The organism is [Clostridium] ammoniilyticum, assembly GCF_025566905.1.
Classification (GTDB): Bacteria; Bacillota_I; Bacilli_A; order Erysipelotrichales; family Coprobacillaceae; genus Faecalibacillus; species Faecalibacillus intestinalis.
Genome location: NZ_JAOQJR010000005.1, coordinates 92,747 through 111,527 on the forward strand (window position 1 = coordinate 92,747; position 18,781 = coordinate 111,527).

General features: G+C 29.6%; 22 protein-coding genes and 1 riboswitch. Of the genes, 6 read left to right on the plus strand and 16 right to left on the minus strand.

Annotated elements, in window-relative coordinates:
- Position 1: 1 nt before the first annotated feature.
- From OCV55_RS06440 to OCV55_RS06460, 5 genes are all read right to left on the minus strand, one after another.
- The gene (locus OCV55_RS06440) at positions 2 to 739 is read right to left on the minus strand and encodes an HAD family hydrolase (RefSeq protein ID WP_267309845.1); all 738 of its coding nucleotides are present in this window, start codon (positions 737 to 739) and stop codon (positions 2 to 4) included.
- Positions 732 to 1,727, minus strand: a complete 996-nt coding sequence (locus tag OCV55_RS06445; RefSeq protein WP_147580145.1) for a Gfo/Idh/MocA family protein — start codon at positions 1,725 to 1,727, stop codon at positions 732 to 734. Before OCV55_RS06445 ends, OCV55_RS06440 begins: the two co-directional genes overlap by 8 nt.
- 1 nt (position 1,728) lies before the next feature.
- Positions 1,729 to 2,751: a Gfo/Idh/MocA family oxidoreductase gene (locus tag OCV55_RS06450; RefSeq protein ID WP_032091038.1), complete on the minus strand. Its 1,023-nt coding sequence runs from the start codon at positions 2,749 to 2,751 to the stop codon at positions 1,729 to 1,731.
- On the minus strand, positions 2,752 to 3,546 hold the full coding sequence (locus OCV55_RS06455) for an HAD family hydrolase (protein ID WP_267309846.1): 795 nt from the start codon (positions 3,544 to 3,546) through the stop codon (positions 2,752 to 2,754).
- A 111-nt stretch (positions 3,547 to 3,657) separates the two neighbouring features.
- Positions 3,658 to 4,596 (minus strand): DUF7916 family protein, encoded by a 939-nt coding sequence (locus OCV55_RS06460; protein ID WP_267309847.1) that lies wholly within the window; start codon positions 4,594 to 4,596, stop codon positions 3,658 to 3,660.
- A 321-nt stretch (positions 4,597 to 4,917) separates the two neighbouring features.
- Between OCV55_RS06460 and OCV55_RS06465 the strand changes: the two genes are divergently transcribed.
- The gene (locus tag OCV55_RS06465; protein ID WP_267309854.1) at positions 4,918 to 5,676 is read left to right on the plus strand and encodes an alpha/beta hydrolase; all 759 of its coding nucleotides are present in this window, start codon (positions 4,918 to 4,920) and stop codon (positions 5,674 to 5,676) included.
- 107 nt (positions 5,677 to 5,783) lie between these two features.
- Entirely contained in the window at positions 5,784 to 6,557 is a 774-nt protein-coding gene (locus tag OCV55_RS06470) for a MurR/RpiR family transcriptional regulator (protein ID WP_032091040.1), read from the plus strand.
- Between the two features lie 10 nt (positions 6,558 to 6,567).
- On the opposite strand, the gene OCV55_RS06475 is transcribed toward OCV55_RS06470, so the two are convergent.
- The 5 genes from OCV55_RS06475 to rpe form a co-directional block, all read right to left on the minus strand.
- Complete coding sequence (locus tag OCV55_RS06475) at positions 6,568 to 7,071, minus strand: VOC family protein (RefSeq protein ID WP_147580148.1); 504 nt, start codon at positions 7,069 to 7,071, stop codon at positions 6,568 to 6,570.
- Between the two features lie 99 nt (positions 7,072 to 7,170).
- On the minus strand, positions 7,171 to 7,626 hold the full coding sequence (gene rpiB / locus OCV55_RS06480) for a ribose 5-phosphate isomerase B (RefSeq protein WP_032091042.1): 456 nt from the start codon (positions 7,624 to 7,626) through the stop codon (positions 7,171 to 7,173).
- A 13-nt stretch (positions 7,627 to 7,639) separates the two neighbouring features.
- Positions 7,640 to 8,569: a DUF7916 family protein gene (locus OCV55_RS06485; protein ID WP_081919020.1), complete on the minus strand. Its 930-nt coding sequence runs from the start codon at positions 8,567 to 8,569 to the stop codon at positions 7,640 to 7,642.
- Between the two features lies 1 nt (position 8,570).
- On the minus strand, positions 8,571 to 8,870 hold the full coding sequence (locus tag OCV55_RS06490; protein WP_032091044.1) for a PTS sugar transporter subunit IIB: 300 nt from the start codon (positions 8,868 to 8,870) through the stop codon (positions 8,571 to 8,573).
- A gap of 11 nt (positions 8,871 to 8,881) precedes the next feature.
- Entirely contained in the window at positions 8,882 to 9,535 is a 654-nt protein-coding gene (gene rpe, locus OCV55_RS06495; protein WP_032091045.1) for a ribulose-phosphate 3-epimerase, read from the minus strand.
- 179 nt (positions 9,536 to 9,714) lie between these two features.
- On the opposite strand from rpe, the gene OCV55_RS06500 reads away from it, so the two are divergent.
- Entirely contained in the window at positions 9,715 to 10,734 is a 1,020-nt protein-coding gene (locus tag OCV55_RS06500) for a LacI family DNA-binding transcriptional regulator (protein ID WP_147580149.1), read from the plus strand.
- A gap of 190 nt (positions 10,735 to 10,924) precedes the next feature.
- On the opposite strand, the gene lysA is transcribed toward OCV55_RS06500, so the two are convergent.
- Genes lysA through OCV55_RS06520 form a run of 4 tightly spaced genes read right to left on the minus strand, consistent with a single transcriptional unit; the run spans position 10,925 to position 14,352 of the window.
- A complete protein-coding gene (gene lysA / locus OCV55_RS06505; RefSeq protein ID WP_147580150.1) occupies positions 10,925 to 12,223 on the minus strand; it encodes a diaminopimelate decarboxylase in 1,299 nt (432 codons plus the stop codon).
- A gap of 11 nt (positions 12,224 to 12,234) precedes the next feature.
- Complete coding sequence (gene dapB, locus OCV55_RS06510; RefSeq protein ID WP_032091257.1) at positions 12,235 to 12,978, minus strand: 4-hydroxy-tetrahydrodipicolinate reductase; 744 nt, start codon at positions 12,976 to 12,978, stop codon at positions 12,235 to 12,237.
- A 1-nt stretch (position 12,979) separates the two neighbouring features.
- Positions 12,980 to 13,873 carry a 4-hydroxy-tetrahydrodipicolinate synthase gene (gene dapA / locus OCV55_RS06515; protein WP_032091048.1) on the minus strand — a complete coding sequence of 298 codons (894 nt, stop codon included), beginning with the start codon at positions 13,871 to 13,873 and terminating at the stop codon, positions 12,980 to 12,982.
- A 2-nt stretch (positions 13,874 to 13,875) separates the two neighbouring features.
- Positions 13,876 to 14,352 carry an ACT domain-containing protein gene (locus OCV55_RS06520; RefSeq protein ID WP_032091049.1) on the minus strand — a complete coding sequence of 159 codons (477 nt, stop codon included), beginning with the start codon at positions 14,350 to 14,352 and terminating at the stop codon, positions 13,876 to 13,878.
- 87 nt (positions 14,353 to 14,439) lie between these two features.
- A riboswitch (Lysine riboswitch) is annotated at positions 14,440 to 14,613 on the minus strand.
- Positions 14,614 to 14,713: 100 nt separating this feature from the next.
- On the opposite strand from OCV55_RS06520, the gene OCV55_RS06525 reads away from it, so the two are divergent.
- Positions 14,714 to 15,061: a Spx/MgsR family RNA polymerase-binding regulatory protein gene (locus OCV55_RS06525; RefSeq protein ID WP_032091050.1), complete on the plus strand. Its 348-nt coding sequence runs from the start codon at positions 14,714 to 14,716 to the stop codon at positions 15,059 to 15,061.
- Positions 15,061 to 15,825 carry a zinc dependent phospholipase C family protein gene (locus OCV55_RS06530; protein ID WP_147580151.1) on the plus strand — a complete coding sequence of 255 codons (765 nt, stop codon included), beginning with the start codon at positions 15,061 to 15,063 and terminating at the stop codon, positions 15,823 to 15,825. Before OCV55_RS06525 ends, OCV55_RS06530 begins: the two co-directional genes overlap by 1 nt.
- 23 nt (positions 15,826 to 15,848) lie before the next feature.
- Here OCV55_RS06530 and OCV55_RS06535 read toward each other — a convergent pair whose 3' ends face one another.
- Both OCV55_RS06535 and OCV55_RS06540 read right to left on the minus strand, forming a co-directional pair.
- On the minus strand, positions 15,849 to 16,394 hold the full coding sequence (locus OCV55_RS06535; RefSeq protein WP_032091052.1) for a flavin reductase family protein: 546 nt from the start codon (positions 16,392 to 16,394) through the stop codon (positions 15,849 to 15,851).
- A 53-nt stretch (positions 16,395 to 16,447) separates the two neighbouring features.
- Complete coding sequence (locus tag OCV55_RS06540) at positions 16,448 to 17,380, minus strand: PD-(D/E)XK nuclease family transposase (RefSeq protein ID WP_022002446.1); 933 nt, start codon at positions 17,378 to 17,380, stop codon at positions 16,448 to 16,450.
- A gap of 188 nt (positions 17,381 to 17,568) precedes the next feature.
- On the opposite strand from OCV55_RS06540, the gene OCV55_RS06545 reads away from it, so the two are divergent.
- Positions 17,569 to 18,780 (plus strand): CRISPR-associated DxTHG motif protein, encoded by a 1,212-nt coding sequence (locus OCV55_RS06545; RefSeq protein ID WP_147580152.1) that lies wholly within the window; start codon positions 17,569 to 17,571, stop codon positions 18,778 to 18,780.
- Position 18,781 lies beyond the last annotated feature (1 nt).

Here is an 18,781-nt window from a genome sequence, read left to right on the forward strand (position 1 = left end):
TCTAATCCTCCTTTAATATTTCTATTGCTTCTTTTACTGATGAAACAACAAACGATGTTTGTTGTTGGATATCTTTCGGTGATGTTTTAAATGTAAATGAATGATCAACAACTTTAAACATTTCTAAATCATTATAACTATCACCTATTCCTGCTGTTTCATCATTGATTAATTCTTCTAATTTTAAAATTCCTTGTCCTTTACTACATCCCTTTTTAACAACATCAATTGCATTTACATTTTGAAAAGCATGCAACGAAGGATAATATTTATTGATTTCATCAGTTATTTCTTTAGCTCTTTTAGATTCAATTAATGAAAAACTATAAATCTTACGATCTTTAAATTCATCAATTGAATCAAATTGCTTAATATAACTTGGTGCATCACTTGGAACATGTGCAAAATATAAATAATCTTTATCTAAACAATGTGGCCCAGTAATTGTTTCATTTTCATATTTTTGGCAAACTTCTTTTACTAAATAAAAAGGAATCTCTTGTCCATAAACAACATGATAATCCTTATCTAAAACAAGTCCTCCTGTACATAGAACATGATAATCTGGTTTGATTTTGCCTTCCATTAAAGCAAGTACACCACCCAGTGGTCTTCCTGTACATAAAGCAAATTTATTACCTGCTTCTTGAAAAGTTTGGATAGCTTCTATATCTTCTTGATGGAATCCCTCTTTAAAAAAGAGGGTTCCATCAAAATCACTAAATAATATTTTACTCATAGGCTTCATCTGCTTTAAAATGAACACCAGCACTCATCCTTGCTTTTGTCGCAATATCCATCGCTATCAAGCTTTTTCCCATCATTTCATTTGCTTTATCAAAATCTTTATTTTCAATCATCTTAACGAATTCTTTAAATTCATAAATCATGCGATGTGTATCACCTTGTAAATCAAACTCTTCTTCTCTTTGATCATTATATAAAACCTTAAAACCTTTTAAAACATTAGCAGGTGTTTGAATACTAATACATCCTTGATCTCCTTGAATACTTGTCGCAATTGGTGCTTTACAATCTTTTGCACCAATACATACAGCTTTAAAACTTCCATAATCTAAAGTAATGATTCCTGAAGTATCAATATTCTTTTCAATATTTGCCATATAATTTACTTTTAATGGTTTACCAAATAAAGCAACCATTAAATGAATATTATAAATATTTAAATCCATTAAGGCTCCACCTGATTTTGTATAATCAAAAGCAGGTTGAATAATTCCTTCTTTAAATGCATTATATCTAGAAGAATATTGTGAATAATTCGCTGTTACAATTTTAATCTTTCCTAATTCAGATAATTTTTCTTTTATCTTTAAAACATTAGGTAAATATTGTGTAGAAATAGCTTCCAATAAAAATAAATTTTTTTCTTTTGCTAGTTGACTTAATTCTTCTAATTCTTCAACTCTTGAAGTAAAAGGTTTTTCACAAATAACATGTTTTCCTCTTTCTAATGCTTGTTTACACATTTGATAATGAAGATGATTAGGTGTTGCGATATACATGACATCAATACCTTCATCATTTAATAACTCATCATAATTTAAATAGGCCTTTTTTACATGATTTTCTTTCGCCAGTTTTCTTACTTTATCAATCGATTTTTCCGTAGAAGCAATCGCTTCTAATTCCACACCTTCTACTTCATGAATAAAAGTAAACAAACCTCGAACAATCATTCCTGCCCCTGCGATACCTAAACGCATGTTATTTAGCCTCCTTAGCAACTTCTGTTGCTTGTTCTAGTATTCTTAATACTTCTAATACTTCTTCATCTGCCACTACCTTTTCTCCATGATTGAAGATCACTTCATAGAGATTATCATAGATCATTCCATAATCTTGAATTTCTACTGGTACTTTCTTTGTCACATCTTCTCCATTTTCATCTACATAACACAATGTTCCCCAATATTTTTCTGGTAAGGGTTCAAAACTAATTTCTACTGGTCCCGGTTTTGCCTTCAACGCACTTTGATGTCCTAATTGTGGCATGATGAAGCTTCCTTTTCTTCCATGTACTATAAATCTAGGATATTCTAATTTGACATAGAAGTTTGTTTTTACAATTGCTTTCATCTTTCCATAGTATAAATCGATATCTGAATAGTCATCTGAATTTCCTGGATTGTCATAGCTTCTACAGTCACATACGACTTTATCTGGTACACCAAATTCTCCTACGATTTGATCGATTGGATGTACTTGTAATCCATACAACATCCCTAGTCCTTTTCTATCAGCAATTGATGGTCGATAATAATCATAATGTGATTCGATTTCTAAAAGTTCCCCTAAGACTCCTGTTTCAATGACTTTTCTCACTGTTCTCATATCTGCATCAAATCGTCTGTTTTGATTTGCCATGACAACGACACCTTTTTCTTTGGCTAGATCAAAGACTTCTTTTGCTTCTTCAACTGACATGGCAAATGGTTTTTCACATAGACAGTTCTTTCCATGTTCAATGGCCATCTTTGTATAATATGTATGAAATTGATCTGGCGTATTTACAACGATCAAATTCACTTCTTCATCGTTCATTACTTCATCGATATCACTTGTAAAAGTTATATCTGGATACCATGTTTCTCTTTCTTCATCTCCTACACGGTCTTCCATTCTTCGATAGATATATTTGACCTTGATCGTATCCTTTCTTCTTCCTACATAAGGTAGATGATATCTACACACACTGTTTCCAAATCCAATATAAGCTACTACTAACATTTAAAGTTCTCCTTTCAAGATTTCTTTTATTTTCCTTGTTACTCCTGCTTCATCATTCGAATCAATCACTTGAAAAGCTATCTCTTTAAGTGGCTGAATCGCATTTTTCATAGCATAGCTATAATGAACATTTTGAAATAACTCATAATCATTCATTTGATCACCAAATACTGCACACTCTTCTTTTGTAAGATGTAAAGTATTCATTAAAAAATGTATTCCAAACCCTTTATTGATGGTCTCATGTTGAATATCCATCCATTCATTTCCTGATGTCATGATTTTTAAATGAGCTGGTAATTCTTTTTTGATAAGTTCTACATATTTTTCAACATGATGTTGTGGATCATGTATAGAAAACTTAAGAATTCCTTCTTTAATTTCATGAATATCGTTTATAAATACATATTCATCATAATGTCGTTCTATTTCTTCTTTAAAAGAAAGATATTGTTGAGGAATGTATGATTTTTCTTTTCCTCCAATGACTGGCATAATTTTTGGATATTGTTTTAAGATGTTATAAATTGTTTGAACATCTTGTTTATCCATAATAAATGAATAAAGTTCTTTTTTACCTTTTGTAATAAATGAACCATTTTCACTAATAAAGTAAAGCTCATCGCTGTAAGGCAAAAATTGATTGTATAAATGATAGAATTGATTCCCACTTGCAATCACAAAATACATTTCTTTTTCTAATACTTTTTGTAAAACTTCAAAAAATTCATTATCAAACTTTTTTTGACTATTCAATAATGTTCCATCCATATCTGTTGCTAGTAAATGAATCATAAGTAACCTCCTTGTCCTCATTATATAAGGAAACGTTTACCCAAATATTCAAAGATAAAAAAAAGAAATCCGTTTTCACAAGATTTCTTTTAAACATGAAATTGAATTTCATTATCTTCTAGGTGTGGCCATTTGTGCCCAAGTATAAGCTTTACCTTTTAATGTTACTGACATTTGATAGATGTTTTCTGGCCATGTTCCACCACCAAAACCTCCATCACCAATTGCATGAACATCACAACCTGTTTGTTTCATAAGCAATGTCACTTCTCTAATAGTATCTCGATCTGCAGCTTCAACATTACTATTTAAAAAGCTCATTGCAAGCGCACCTTTTCGATGTGTATATTCAATTAATTCTCTAATTCTCTCTACGGTAATTCCATGTCTTGATCCTGGTGCAGGGAAATCAATGATATCAGCTCCGTTTTTAATTAATTGATCAATGATTTCTTTAGCATCATAATCAGCTAATGGATCTCCTAATACTTTTTCTACAACACCATCTTCCCATTTACCAGCAAAAATCAACATATCTTCACCACAAATTTCTCTAGCTTTTTTAGTCCAGCGTACAACATCTTTAATAGATGTTCCACTTCCTGGATTTCCTCCTAATATAATAAATGAAACTCCCCAATCTTTACATTTTTTTAGATTTTCTTCGGTACAAATCATACCTGCCAAGTCATATAGATAATCACTTGTTAAATCCAATCCTTCTTTAGGACATCCCATATAGATTCCTACCGGTCTTCCACCTACTAAATCTTTGATTCCTTGATAATCAAACCCTTGAAGTCCCGGACAAGTTTGTGGATTTCTAAAATCAAACCCATTTAATAAAACCATATCTCCTCCAAAGGCAAACATCAATTCTGTACTTGTACAATTTGGAAATAGAATAGGATTCTTTAAATAAGTTTGTCCCATTAATACTCTTCCTTCTGATTTAAAAATAGCTTCTTTTAATTGTCTTCCATTATATGTGCTCACTTGGCTTGCTTTTGCACTAATTAATCTTGTAACATTATCATTTAATTTCATCATAATTATCTCTCCTTGATTAAAGCATAAAAAATATCTTTCTTTTTCTCAATGAATATTTCTTTTTTTAGAATCAAATTTCATTTAAAATTCTATCTTATGAAATTCAATTTCATCCTTGTTTAAATAAACGATTATTTTTATAATTAATTTATTAAGGAGAAACTTAAAATGATCAAACCAGAATACAAAGAATTAAAAGATTTTCCCATTTCTAATAAAAAATGAAGGTATTCATTACATACTGCTGATTTTGATAATATAGCAATAAGAGCTCTTTATAATATTGAGTATGTAAGACGTGAAATTCCACTTTATCTCAATATTCTTGTTCCCAAAAAACAACTTGAATCTAATGAAAAATATCCACTACTTGTTTATATTCAAGGAAGTGCTTGGAAAAAACAAAATGTAATTGAACATATTATTCCTTTATCAAATATTGCAAAAAAAGGGTTTGTAGTCGCAATCGTACAATATCGAGATACAAGTATCGCTCCTTTTCCAGCACAAATTGAAGATACTAAAACAGCTATTTCCTTTTTAATTGAACGTCATCAAGATTATCAAATCGATACAAAAAATATCTTTTTAGGTGGGGATTCTTCAGGAGGGCATACAGCTATCATGACTGGAATCACTGCTAATCAAAATATTTTAGAACTTGAAGAATTCAAATATGCTTCATCCATTCAAGGAATATTTGATTTCTATGGACCAACTCTTGTAAGTGAAATGCAAAATGAACCATCTATACAAGACCATGTAACTCCTCCAAGTCCAGAAGGTTTATTACTTGGTGGTGTCAATGTTTTAGAACACAAACAAGAAGCCTATCAAGCTTCTCCGTTACCATATATTAAAAAGGATGTTAACACACCATCTATCTTAATGATTCATGGTAACAAAGATCGTCTTGTTCCTTTTGGTCAAAGTGTTCTATTATATAACACTTTAAAAGAAAATAACAAAGATGTTACTTTCTATTGTGTAGAACATGCAGATCATGGTGGTGCCGCTTTTTGGAATAACCAAGTATTAGAAATCACGTATCAATTTTTAAAAGAACATATAAAAAAATAGCTCAAACGAGCTATTTTTCACTAAAAGAGAAAACGTTATCTCATTTTGCTAAAACATGTTATTATAGAGTTATAATAATGGAATCCCATAGAAGGAGTGTGCTACTAATGATTCAAGATTTAATTGAAAATGTTAAATTAACACCACAAGAACAAAATATTGTTGATTATATTGATCGTCATCCTAAAGAAGTAATGATTTTAAATGCGAAAGAATTATCAGAAAAGATCTTTGTTAGTCCACCTACTATGAATCGTTTTATTAAAAAGTTAGGATTTTCTGGATATTTTGATTTTCAGCTTACCTTTATTCAAGAACAAAATATGGCAGCTGAAACAAAACATAAAAGAATTACAAAGGATAGTCATGTAAGTGAAATCTTAGATACATTGCCTCTTATTTATCAACATGTTTTCACCGAGACACAAAAACTAACAAAAACAGATACTTTTATTAGAACTGTTAACTATATGCTACAAGCAAAACAAATAGATTTTTATGCAAATGATAACAACTATTCAGAAGTCCAAACAATCGCTTTAAAACTCAATTCGATAGGTATTCGAGCACAAGTATTCAATACCATCAATACTGTTTACTTAGAACATATTAATCCCCAAGAAACACTTGCTTTTGTTGTAAGTCATTCTGGAAGTAATAAAACAATGATTGATGCTGCTTATGCTTTAAGAAAAAAAAGAATTCGCGTGATTGGGTTAACTGGTAGATTATCTCAAGACTTAGAACTTGTTTGTAATGAAAACCTTTATATTGACGCTTATAGTCATCATTTACCTCATAGTATTATGCTCTATGGTCTTTCTATTCATTTTATTTTTGATGTTTTATATACTTCTTTATATTTTAAAAAGATTAAATAAAAAAATATGGTTATTTACCATATTTTTTTTGATCTTCTTCAATATTACCATGATGTTGTAATGATTTATCTGTATATTGCATAATTTCAAATTTATTACCATCAGGATCATGAATCCACATTTGCCATGTTTCAGATTGTCCCTTATTTGGTTCAATATCAATTTCAATACCTGCTTTAACTAATTCTTCACGAGTTTCATGAATATCATCTACCATTAACGCAAAATGTGAATAACCTAAACGGGTATCAGGTACTTCATGTTCTAATTGATGATCTGCTTTAGGAAATAGTTCTAAATATTGTCCTGGCGCTAATTCAATGAAGATATAGGCAATATCTTTAGGATTTGTTTCAGCTCTTTGAGCCCAAGCACCTCTATCTTTTTTTCCTTTATATGCTTCATAACGCATTATAATTTTAGCTTTCAAACCTAATTTATTTTCATAGAAATCTCTCATTTCATACATTTGATCTGTATAAAATGAAAGATGCATTATTTCATTAAATTTCATAAAGATTCTCCTTTAAATAAAAATAGCATTATTTATGTGATATTTAAGAGAGGAAAATATCGGTGCATGTTATAAATAATGCTATTTCTAACTAATTAATTATTTATTTTTTTGTTTTTCTTCGATTTCTTTTAACATATCAATTCGTACTTGATGTCTTCCACCTTCATATTCTCCTGAAAGCCATGCATCGACGATCATTTTTGCAAGTTCAATTCCTACAACTCTTGCTCCAAAGGCCAACATATTTGTATTGTTATGTTGTCTTGATAAAAGTGCACTATATGGTTCGCTACATGTTACACATCTAATTCCATTGACTTTATTTGCCGCTAGTGAGATCCCTACTCCTGTTCCACAGATAACGATTCCTTTATCCACTTCTCCACTTACAACCGCATTTGCTACTGCTTCTCCTGATACTGGATAGTTGAATCTTTCTGTACTATCTGTTCCATAGTTGACTACTTCATATCCATATTTTTCTTCTATATATTTTTTGATTTCTTTTTTGTATTCTACTGCTACATGATCATTTCCAATTCCTATTTTCATTTCTCTTCTCCTTCTATCTATTGACGCTTGCCATTCTAAAATACGTATAATGTCTTCCTTTTAAAGAGACTGATAATTGATGAATATTTTCAGGAGATGTACATCCACTAAATCCACCATCACCAATAGCATGAATATCTGCTCCAGTTTCTTTCATTTTTAAAGCTATTAAACGAATTGTATCTGGGTCTGCACATTCTACCGAACTGTTAAGGAAGGTCATTGCAAGTGTACCCGGTTTATATGAATGTATATATTCTACAAGTTCACGAATCATATCTACACTGATGCCATGTCGAGAACCTGGAGCAGGTAAATCAATACAGTCAACCCCTGCATCAATTAATTCTTTAATAATTTCTTTTGCATCATAATTTGCAAGTGGGTCACCTAAAACTTTTTCATTAATACCATCTTCCCATTTTCCAGCAAAAACAAAGATTTTATCTTTATATTTTTGTTTGATTCTTTTGGCAGTTTCAACAACATCTTTAATAGATGTTCCACTTCCTGGATTCCCACCTAAAACTATAAAATCAGCACCAAGTTCAATACATTTTTTGACATGTTCATCACTTGCAAGCATTCCTTCTCGACGGTATAAAGCTTTTTTTCCACCATCTTCGCTTCCTGCTTTAGGACATCCTAAATAAATACCAATTGGTCTTCTACATTTTTCTTTTAATTCTTGAAAAGATAAACCACATAACCCTGGATTATTATCTAAATCATCTAGATCAAAAGTGTTGAGCATAACCATATCTGCCCCAAAAGCAAACATTAATTCACTATTTGTAACACCTCTTACTAATCCAGGACCTGCAAATAGTAAATGTTGTCCCATCACCACACGACCTTCAGATTTAAAAATTGATTCTTTTAAATCCATTGGTGACATTTCTTTAATTTCATCACCCGTCGCACTTATTAAACGTGTTACCATCTTATTTTCCACCTAATTCTAAAGCAAAGTCTAAAACTTTAGCTCCATTCATCATTCCATAATCTTGCATATTAATGATTTCTACAGGTTTACCTGAGTATTTACCTTTTACATTTTTTAGTTCATATCTTACTTGAGGTCCAAGTAAAATAACATCTGCACTATCACCATATTGATCAATACTTCCTACTGGATGAGCTTCAATATGTAATTCAATACCTTTTGCAGCTGCTGCTTCGTTCATTCTATTAACAAGTAAACTTGTTGACATACCCGCTGCACATACTAATAAAATGTTCATAAATCATTTCCCTATAATTGTCTTAATTCTTCAATAATTTCTTGATAACTTCTTCCTTTTCCAAATAATGCACTTGTTCCTAATATAAATCCCTTAACTCCTATCTTAGACAACATTTCTATTTTCTCTGGCGAACATGCTCCATCAATCATGACATCATATCCTCCATAGTTCTTTGCTTCTTCTACAAACTTTTTAAATTTTGGTGTTACAAAATCTAAATATTTTTGTCCTGCAAATCCTGGATTGACACTCATCAACATGACATAATCACATAAATGAAGTAAGTCTTTTACTGTTTCAAAGCTTGTTCCTGGATTGATTGCAATCCCTGCTTTCGCTCCTGCATCCTTGATCATTTGTAATGTTCTACAGGCATGTGGATCTGTTTCTGGATGAATATAGATGATTTTCGCTCCTAGTTTAGCAAACTTTTCTACATATTTTGCTGGTTCTTCAATCATTAGATGAACATCACATGGTTTTGTGGCTGTCTTGCAGATATATTCAATATCTTGTAGTCCCATTCCAAAGTTTGGTACATAACTTCCATCCATGACATCTAAATGAAAGATATCGATTCCACCTTTTTCTAGATTTTCTATTTCTGTTTTAAGTGATGCAAAATCTGCACACATCATACTTGGACATAATAACTTTTCCATATAACTTCTCCTTTTATAGGTAAACGTTTTCCTATCTTTTTGTAATTTCATTATAAGAAGTTTGAGTAAACGTTTCCACACAAATATATGGCATATGTTGTGCCGTTACCTTAAATCCTTAATTTCATTGAATAATAGAGCATTTTCCTTTATAATTTTAATGTAAGGGAGGTTCTTTTATGGCCCAAAAAAGTATTTCAATTAAAGAAATTGCGAAAATGGCAAATGTTTCCGTAGCCACTGTTTCAAGGGTAATTAATAATAATGGCCGTTTTTCAAAAGAAACAAAAGAAAAAGTAGAAGCACTTATTAAAGAATATGGATATACAACAAATATTGCAGCAAAAAGTCTAAGAACATCAAAGTCTAAAACAATTGGTTTAATTGTTCCTAATATAGATAATGCATGGTTTTCTCAATTAGCTTTAGCAATTGAGAAACATTTTTTTGATAATAATTATTCTGTTTTTATTTGTAATACATCTCAAGATGAAAAAAAAGAGATTGCTTATTTTAAATCTCTTGATTCAAAAATGGTAGATGGAATTATATGTATTTCTGGAATTGAAGAAATACCTACTCATTTTTTAAGCAGAGATATTCCTATTGTATGTATTGACCGTAAGCCTAAAGATCATAGTGAAGCTTATTATGTAGAATCTAATCACTATTCTGGTGGTTATCAAGCAACTGAAGAATTAATTAATCAAGGATGTAAGAATATTGTGATTTTATCAAGAAATAAATCATTGTCTGTAAACAGACAACGTCTTAAAGGATATCTAGATGCCTTAAAAGATCATCATCTTGAACCAAAAGAAGAATTACAAATACTTGTAGACGCTAATCAAGCAAACTACGAAGGAGCAAGACAAGCAATCGACAAACTGATTAAAAGTGGAATTCCTTTTGATGGGATTTTTGCGACAAATGACTGGAGAGCTTATGGTGCACTTGTAGCGTTACAAGAAAATAATATTAAAGTTCCTGAAGAAGTTAAATTGATTGGTTTTGATGATATCTTTATCGCTTCTACATCTCATCCATCACTTTCAACAATCAAACAAAATACACCAGCACTTGCGAAAACTGCTTGTGATTTATTGCTTAATTTGATGAATAATGAAAATACGGAAGAATTACAAAAAAGATATATATTACCTATCGAAGTTGTTCGTAGAGAATCAACAGCAAAATAAAGGTCTTTTTAGAAGATCTTTTTTTGTATAAATTCTTGTTAAATACCACCTTTCTAAAGCCTTTCGGCGGTCATCTCGGCATATTATAAAAATTATTTTATAATATGCCTTTGATTCTATCACCGTACACTTTATAGTCATAAAAACAAAAAACCCCTTGGTTATGAACCTTGGGGCTATTTATATATTTTTAATCTACATCATAAGCTACTAAATCATCAAAAGTTTGTCTACGAATAACTTCTTTAGAATGACCTTGGTATGTAAAGACAACAGCAGGTTTTGGTAATTGGTTGTAGTTAGAAGACATTGAATAATGATATGCTCCTGTAGAGAACATTGCAAGAATATCACCTGGTTGAGGATCTTGTAACATAATATCTTTAATCAAAATATCTCCTGATTCACAGTTTTTACCAGCAACTGTTACTAAATGATTTGCTTCTTCTCCTGCTTTATTAGCAATAACAGCATCGTATTTAGCATTATATAATGATGAACGAATGTTATCTGTCATTCCACCATCGACACTAATATAATCTCTAATATCTCTAATATATTTATAAGAACCTACTGTATATAAAGTAATTCCAGCATTACCTACACAATAACGTCCTGGTTCTACTAAGACCATTGGTCTTTTCATATCTCTTTTATCGAAACCTTTATAGATGATATCCATGATCGTTGAAACAACATCATCAAATTCTAGTGGGTGATCACTTGCTGTATATTGGATACCAAAACCACCACCAGCATTTAATTTATTAATAACGATTCCAAAGATATCATAGATTTCATAAGCGATATCTACAAATTTATTCATTGCAAGTACATAAGCTTGAATTTCTTCAATTTGACTACCTACGTGACAATGAATTCCATCAAAGTTGATATGTGGTGCATCAATAACTTTTTTAATTGCTTTTAAGTATGTATTATCATGACTTGAAAAACCAAATTTTGTATCTTTGGCTCCAACACGGATATAATCATGTCCACCCGCATAAACACCTGGTGTGATTCTGACTAAACCATTGACCATGACATTTAATTTTGAAGCAATTTCTTCAACAAGTTCAATTTCATAGAAGTTATCAATAACAAAGTTTTCTACACCATTTTCTAATGCGTATTGAATTTCTGAAGGTAATTTATTATTTCCATGGAAATAGATTTTTTTAGGATCAAATCCTGCTTTTAAAGCAACAGAGATTTCTCCTGCACTAACACAATCAATTCCTACTCCATATTCCATAGCTAATTTATAGATTGCTTTACACGAAAATGATTTTGAAGCAAATAATGGTAATGTATTTTCATATTTATCAATCATTTTTGTTTTTAATGTATTAAATTGTTTTCTAATATGCCCTTCTGACATAACATAGAGTGGTGACCCATATTGTTTTACTAAATCAGTTGCTTTCACATCATCTATGTATAAATCATTTCCCTTAATTTGTGCAAATTCAGTTTGTAAAACCATTTCTTTTCTCCCTAATAAAGTGTTTTTAATGTAAATAAACCAGCTTCTTTATCTTGTAAAGCTTTAGCTGCAGCCAAAGCACCTTGAACAAAAACATCTTTTGATAAAGCCGTATGTTTAATTTCAATAATTTCATCTAATCCTGCAAACATAATTTCATGTTCACCAAAAATTGTTCCACCACGAAGGGCTTGAATACCAATTTCTTCTTTTTTTCTTTTTTCATGAAGTGAACTACGATCATAAACAGGTGTTGTTCCTTGAATTTCATCTTCCATTACTTCATATAAAAGTTTTGCTGTACCTGATGGTGCATCAATTTTTTGATTATGATGTTTTTCTAAGATTTCAATATCATAACCATTATCATAGAATTCTTTAGCAACTTGTCTTAAAATTTTTGTCACCATTTGAATTCCAAAGCTTGTATTATAAGATTGGAAGATAGCAATTTCTTTAGAAGCTTCTTCAATCTTATCTAATTGTTCCTTAGAAAAACCAGTTGTTGCGAAAACAACTTTTGTTTTATTCTTTTTAGCGTAAGCTAAAATATCATCAAGATTGTTTGGATGTGAAAAATCAATAATCACATCCGCACGATCTTGGACTTCTGTTAAATTACTATACATTGCTTCTGGTGCTTTTTCATCAAATTCATAAGAAACCACACCAATTAAATCAAACTCATCTTTTTCTCTTAATTGATGAGCAACTTTCTTACCCATCAAACCATATCCATATAATAATACTTTCATCCTAATACCCCAATTTTTCGAATTCATCCATTGCATCAAATAATGCTTTTTTATTTTCATCAGTTGTTGTAATTAATGGTAATCTTAAATGTTCTCCACATACTCCCATTTTAGCAAGAGCTGCTTTAGGCATAATTGGGTTTACATCAATAAATAATAAACGTGAAATAGGATCTAAAGCATAAGCTAATGGTTGTGCTTCTTTAATATTTCCTTTTAAAATTAATTGTGTTAATTTTTCTACCGCTTCTGGATATAAGTTAGAAGTAACAGAAATAACTCCTTTTCCTCCAGCTGCCATAAATGGAAGGATATTATCATCACATCCTGAATATAAATCAAAGTCTAAATCAGCTGTTTTCGCTAAGACTTCCATGGCATAAGCAATATTATCAGTGGCATCTTTCATTGCTTGAATATTTTTATGTTTAGCAAGTTCAACAACGGTATCAACTGAAATATTTAATCCTGTTCTTCCTGGTACATTGTATAAAATCATTGGAATATCAACAGCATCAGCAATTGTTGTATAATGTTGAATTAAACCTCTTTGACTTGTTTTATTGTAGTAAGGTGTTACAACAAGAATCGCATCTGCCCCTTTTTCTTTAGCATAACGTGCTTTCTTTAAAGCTGTTTGTGTATCATTTGAACCAGCTCCACAAATAACTTTAACCCCTGTTCCTTTCGCAAGTTCTAATGTTAGATCTAATAATTTAAATTCATCTTCAATTGTAATGGTTGCTGTTTCACCTGTTGTTCCATTTACAAGTAAAGCTTGTACACCACCATCAATCATTCTTTGAACTTGTTTTTTAAATCCTTCAAAATCAATGTCTCCGTTATCAAACATTGGTAATACAAGTGCAACTGCACTTCCTTCAAAAATTGTCATATTTATTTATCCTCCTCGATATGAAATCTTTCTTTTAATAATTGAATTGCTTGATCTAAATTCTTTTTATCAATAACTAAAGAAATTGTTCTTTTACTTGTCGTAATTTGATAAAAATGAATATTAGCTTGTCCTAAGACATCAAATACTTCAGCTGCTAAACCTGGTGTTGTTTCCACCAATTTTCCCCCAACAGCAACTTTAGCGTATTTTCTAATTTGATAAATTTGAATTTGTTTAAATTCATCTTTTAATTTCATGATTGCTTGATTTAGTTTTAATTGGAATTCTTGATCTAATGTAATTTCAATTTGAACAAAATCATCAACAGTAACTTGTGAAATCATGTCTACATTAATTTCTTCATCTTTTAATATAGAAAAGATTTTCGCAATCATTTTAGGATGTTTTGGTACATTTAATAACTTAAGTTGAATGATTTCTCTTTCACAACTTATAGCTTCAATAATATCGTTCATAATTTCCTCCCTATATTTTATTCATCCTCATATAAAAAGTGACAAATAAAAAATTGCAATGAGTATCATTGCAACAAAAAATTCGTTATCAATGATAGCTCCCCATTACCTTTAGATAATGACAGTTGAATAGGTCTTCCCTAGACACCCAAGATTATACCTCATGCAATAGATACAATCTTTCGGCAAGTGCTCCTCCTTCATTACCTTGTTGCATCAAATAATAATAATCTCATAACATCTTGCGCCTCTATCTTTATTTGAATAGATTTTATCACATCTTTAAATAGTATACAATAATAAGCCTTATTATTTTTCATTTAACGATAATTTTGATATGATGGAAACAGGAGGGATATTTATGTTATTTATTTGTTATCCAAAATGTTCTACATGTAAAAAAGCTAAAAAATTCTTAACGGATCATCAAATTGAGTTTGATGAAAGACATATCGTTGAAGAAAAACTAAATAAAGAAGAATTAAAAGCACTTTATTTAAAGAGTGGATTACCACTTAAAAGATTCTTTAATACATCAGGTAATCTTTATAAAGAAAAACATTTAAAAGATATTTTACCGACTTTAAGTGAAGAAGAACAATTAGAACTGCTTTCTACTAATGGAATGCTTGTTAAAAGACCTATACTTGAAACGAAAGACAAAGTTCTTGTTGGTTTTAAAGAAGAACAATATAAGGAACTTCTCTAATGCCTGCTGGATATACACATTATTGTTTTGGTAAAGATGTTTATAAACATCTTGATGATCAAAATATTAAAGATTTATTACTTAGAAATGAAAATTGTTTTTTAATTGGTCTTCATGGTCCAGATATTTTCTTTTATGAAAGATGGAATAAAATAGCAAGAAAGATGCATCAAGAAAAAGCCAATACTTTCTTTGAAAAGGCACAAGATATTATTCAAAGTGAAGCACAACTTGCTTATATTCTTGGTTTTATTTGTCATTATTTATTAGATAGTCAAATGCACCCTTATATTAAAAGGATGATTAAAAATACAAATATGGATCATTTTGAAATAGAATCCGATTACGATCGTCTTCTTTTAAAAAGAAATCATCAAGATCCATTACATAAAGAAATCTATGAACATATTCGCTTTAAAGAAAAAGAAATATGTACTATTCAATCCTTTTTCCCTGAACTATCTTATTTAGATATTAAAAAAGCTCTTAAAGGATTAAAAAGAATTGATCATTTATTAAAAGCCCCTAGCTTTTTAAAAAGGGGGCTTATTTATGGATGTTTCCATCTCACATTCAATTTTCATAAACTCCAAGGTTTAATTATTAACTACCATCATAATAAAGAAATGGAAAAATATAATGATATTCTTGATAAGATCTACCAACAAACCTTAAAAGAAGCTCTTATTTATATTCCTTTATATATTCAAAACTATAAAAAACACGCTCCTTTACCAGAACGCTACTATCACAACTACAAATAGTGCATCAAATGATGCACTATTTTTTATAAATCAAAACCATCTTTGAAAGCTTTACCAACATTTTCTCCTAAAACACGATACGTATTATTGACCATATCAAAAGCAATAATTTCCATTTTATCTACATCTATCTTACCATTTTCATCTAAATAATCTTCATCAATAGAAACATTCACAACATTTCCAATTAAGTTTCCATCTTCAAAAGATTCAACAGTACATTCTAAAGTAAGTGGATATTCTTCAATAATTGGTGCATCTACATATTTTGAAGGTGTTACATGGACACCACTTTTTTCAATCTTATCTTCTTTATTTCCAGAAACAACACCAAAATAATCAGAAATCTTTTCCGTTTTCTTTGTCGCAAAAGATAAAGTAAAAGCTTTCTTTAATTCTAAATTATCTGTTGTTTTATGTTTAGAAAGTGATACATAAACTTGATTATAATCATAAACACCACCCCACGCAGCATTCATGACATTGGCCTTACCATCTTGATCATATGTTGCAAGCATTAAAACAGGTAAAGGCATAAATTGCATTTTATCTCCTAAATCTTTTCTCATATAGATATTTCTCCTGATTCTTATATTATACCATAGATAAAACCCAAGCTTTATTAATCTCGACTTATAATTTCTTTAATTCTCTCTAAATCCTGATCATTGATTAATGCATCAAAAATTAGATTGTATTTTTCAAGTGTCAAATTTTCTAATATTTCATCATGTTCTTGGGAAAATTTACTTTTAAAAAGCGCAATAGTATTTTCTTTAGCTTTTAATAATTCTCCTTCAGCTTTTCCTTCTTCTAATGATTCTTTACGAATTCTTTGTTCTTCTTGGTAATGTTGAATTTTAACGAGTTGTCTTTTCTCTGCTGCTAAAACAAGTCCTTCATCTTCATTGAATTGTTCAAGTTTATCTTTCATGATTGTTACCACCTCATTATCTAAGGTCATTATATCATGGGTAAGTCCTTGATATAAGATGTAGATTAAGATTTCTGATTTACTAAAGCTTTTAATTCCTCTTTCTTTTTCAATGACTTTAATAAAAGGAAGTTGTACAAAGTAGCTTTCTATTAAATTAAACCTTCTTACATATCCATGTCTATTTCTAGGCATATAAGCATCTATCAATTCAAGATTGTCTTTATCAATATCATCGATAAAAAGAATAGTTACTACTTTATGTAGATTTTCACTATATTTCTTATCTCCTCGATTGACTTGATGATCAAGCATGCGAGATTCATAAGCTTGAAAACGATGATAGATTTCTCTAGAAAACTTTGTATTCTGCATTTCTATATCAATCAGTTCCCCATCTTCTGTTTTTACCTGAACATCCAAAATCATATCTTTATCACTTATATGACTGGGATTAAGTTCAGAGTTTAAGACTGTAATTTCTTGAGTTTTGATATGTGCAATCTCTTCGATGATGAGTTTTAATAGATAGTAACACTGAACATCTTTCATATTGGATAATAGATACTTAAATACAAGATCATTTTTAAAATCGGCAATTCTAGGTCTTATCTTTTCCATTATAAAATTCTCCTTTCAGTATATATATAGACACTAAAAGTCAAAATTTCTTTTAAAAAATGAATTTTTTTATTTTTAATTGTTTAATTCAGTATTTTATTAAAAATATCACTATAGAATTTATATGAAAGTGTTTTCAATATACAGTTTTATATATGGTATAATAATATATAAGGAGGCGATTAGTTATGCAATACTTTACTTTTTTAGGAGTTGGTACTCTTCCGGAAGGCTATGAAGAGGCGCTTTATTCTTTTGAAGATAACAAAGAAGAAATTCATGCTTCTAAGTACGTTCAGAGCGCTATCATTGAAAAATTTCAATCAGATATTTCTGAAGTATTTGTATTTTGTACCGAGAAGTCATATAGTCTAGGTGCTAGAAACATTAAAAATGAAATAAAAACTAAATTTAATATAGATATTAAATTTATAACTATAAATGAATTCGTAAAAATTGAAGAAATTCTACAAAAAATGAATGAAGTATTAAAAGAAGATTTTATTATTGATGTTACACATAGTTTTAGAAATATTCCAATTTCAGTGACAATGATATCTAATTATTTAGAAGTATCAACTAAAAAACAATTAAAGCATCTATTCTATGGTAATTATAATCGTGAAACTAATGAAGGATTAATTATAGATTTAATTAATCAATATAATAATTCAAAAATTGCTTCTGCATTAATGACATTTGATCAATTTTTAAAGATATCAAATACATACTTATATGATTTTGATGATATTAAAATAAGTAATTTACTAAAAGGTATAACTCAATTTAATCACATGCTAGATTATTGCGAATTTGATAGTTGTGTTCATTCTATTTCTCAAATTTATAATTTTTGTCAGTCTATATTAAAAGAAAAAGATAAATATATTCTTCTTACACCCTATCTCAAAAGTATACAAAAAAAATTGTCAAATATTTATATAGAAAAAAATGATGCTATTAAAAAAATCAAATTTATCAAGCTTTTACTTAAACATAATTCTTTACAAACAGCTATTACATTTACAGATCAACTAATTAGGGAAGAACTTGTGCATTATTACTATTTTCCAGAAAGTAATTCTTTCAAAGAAGATTTATTAAATAAAATTGCTAAAGAATCTGATTTTTATGACTTATCAACAGATCTTTTATTCTTTTTAAATATACGAAATTCATCTAAGAATATAAATTCAAAAGATTATATAGTAAAAATTCGTAATAAAAATAATAATCTCTCAAAAAACACTGACATTCTTGATAAAGATAGCATAAATGATTTTTATTTAAAAATAAGAAATGTTGTTAATCATGGTGGTAAAATTAAACAAAATGTAGATGTGAATAAGATAATTTTAAAATGCCTTGATAGTGTAGAAAAATTTATAAAGGAGGGCTAAA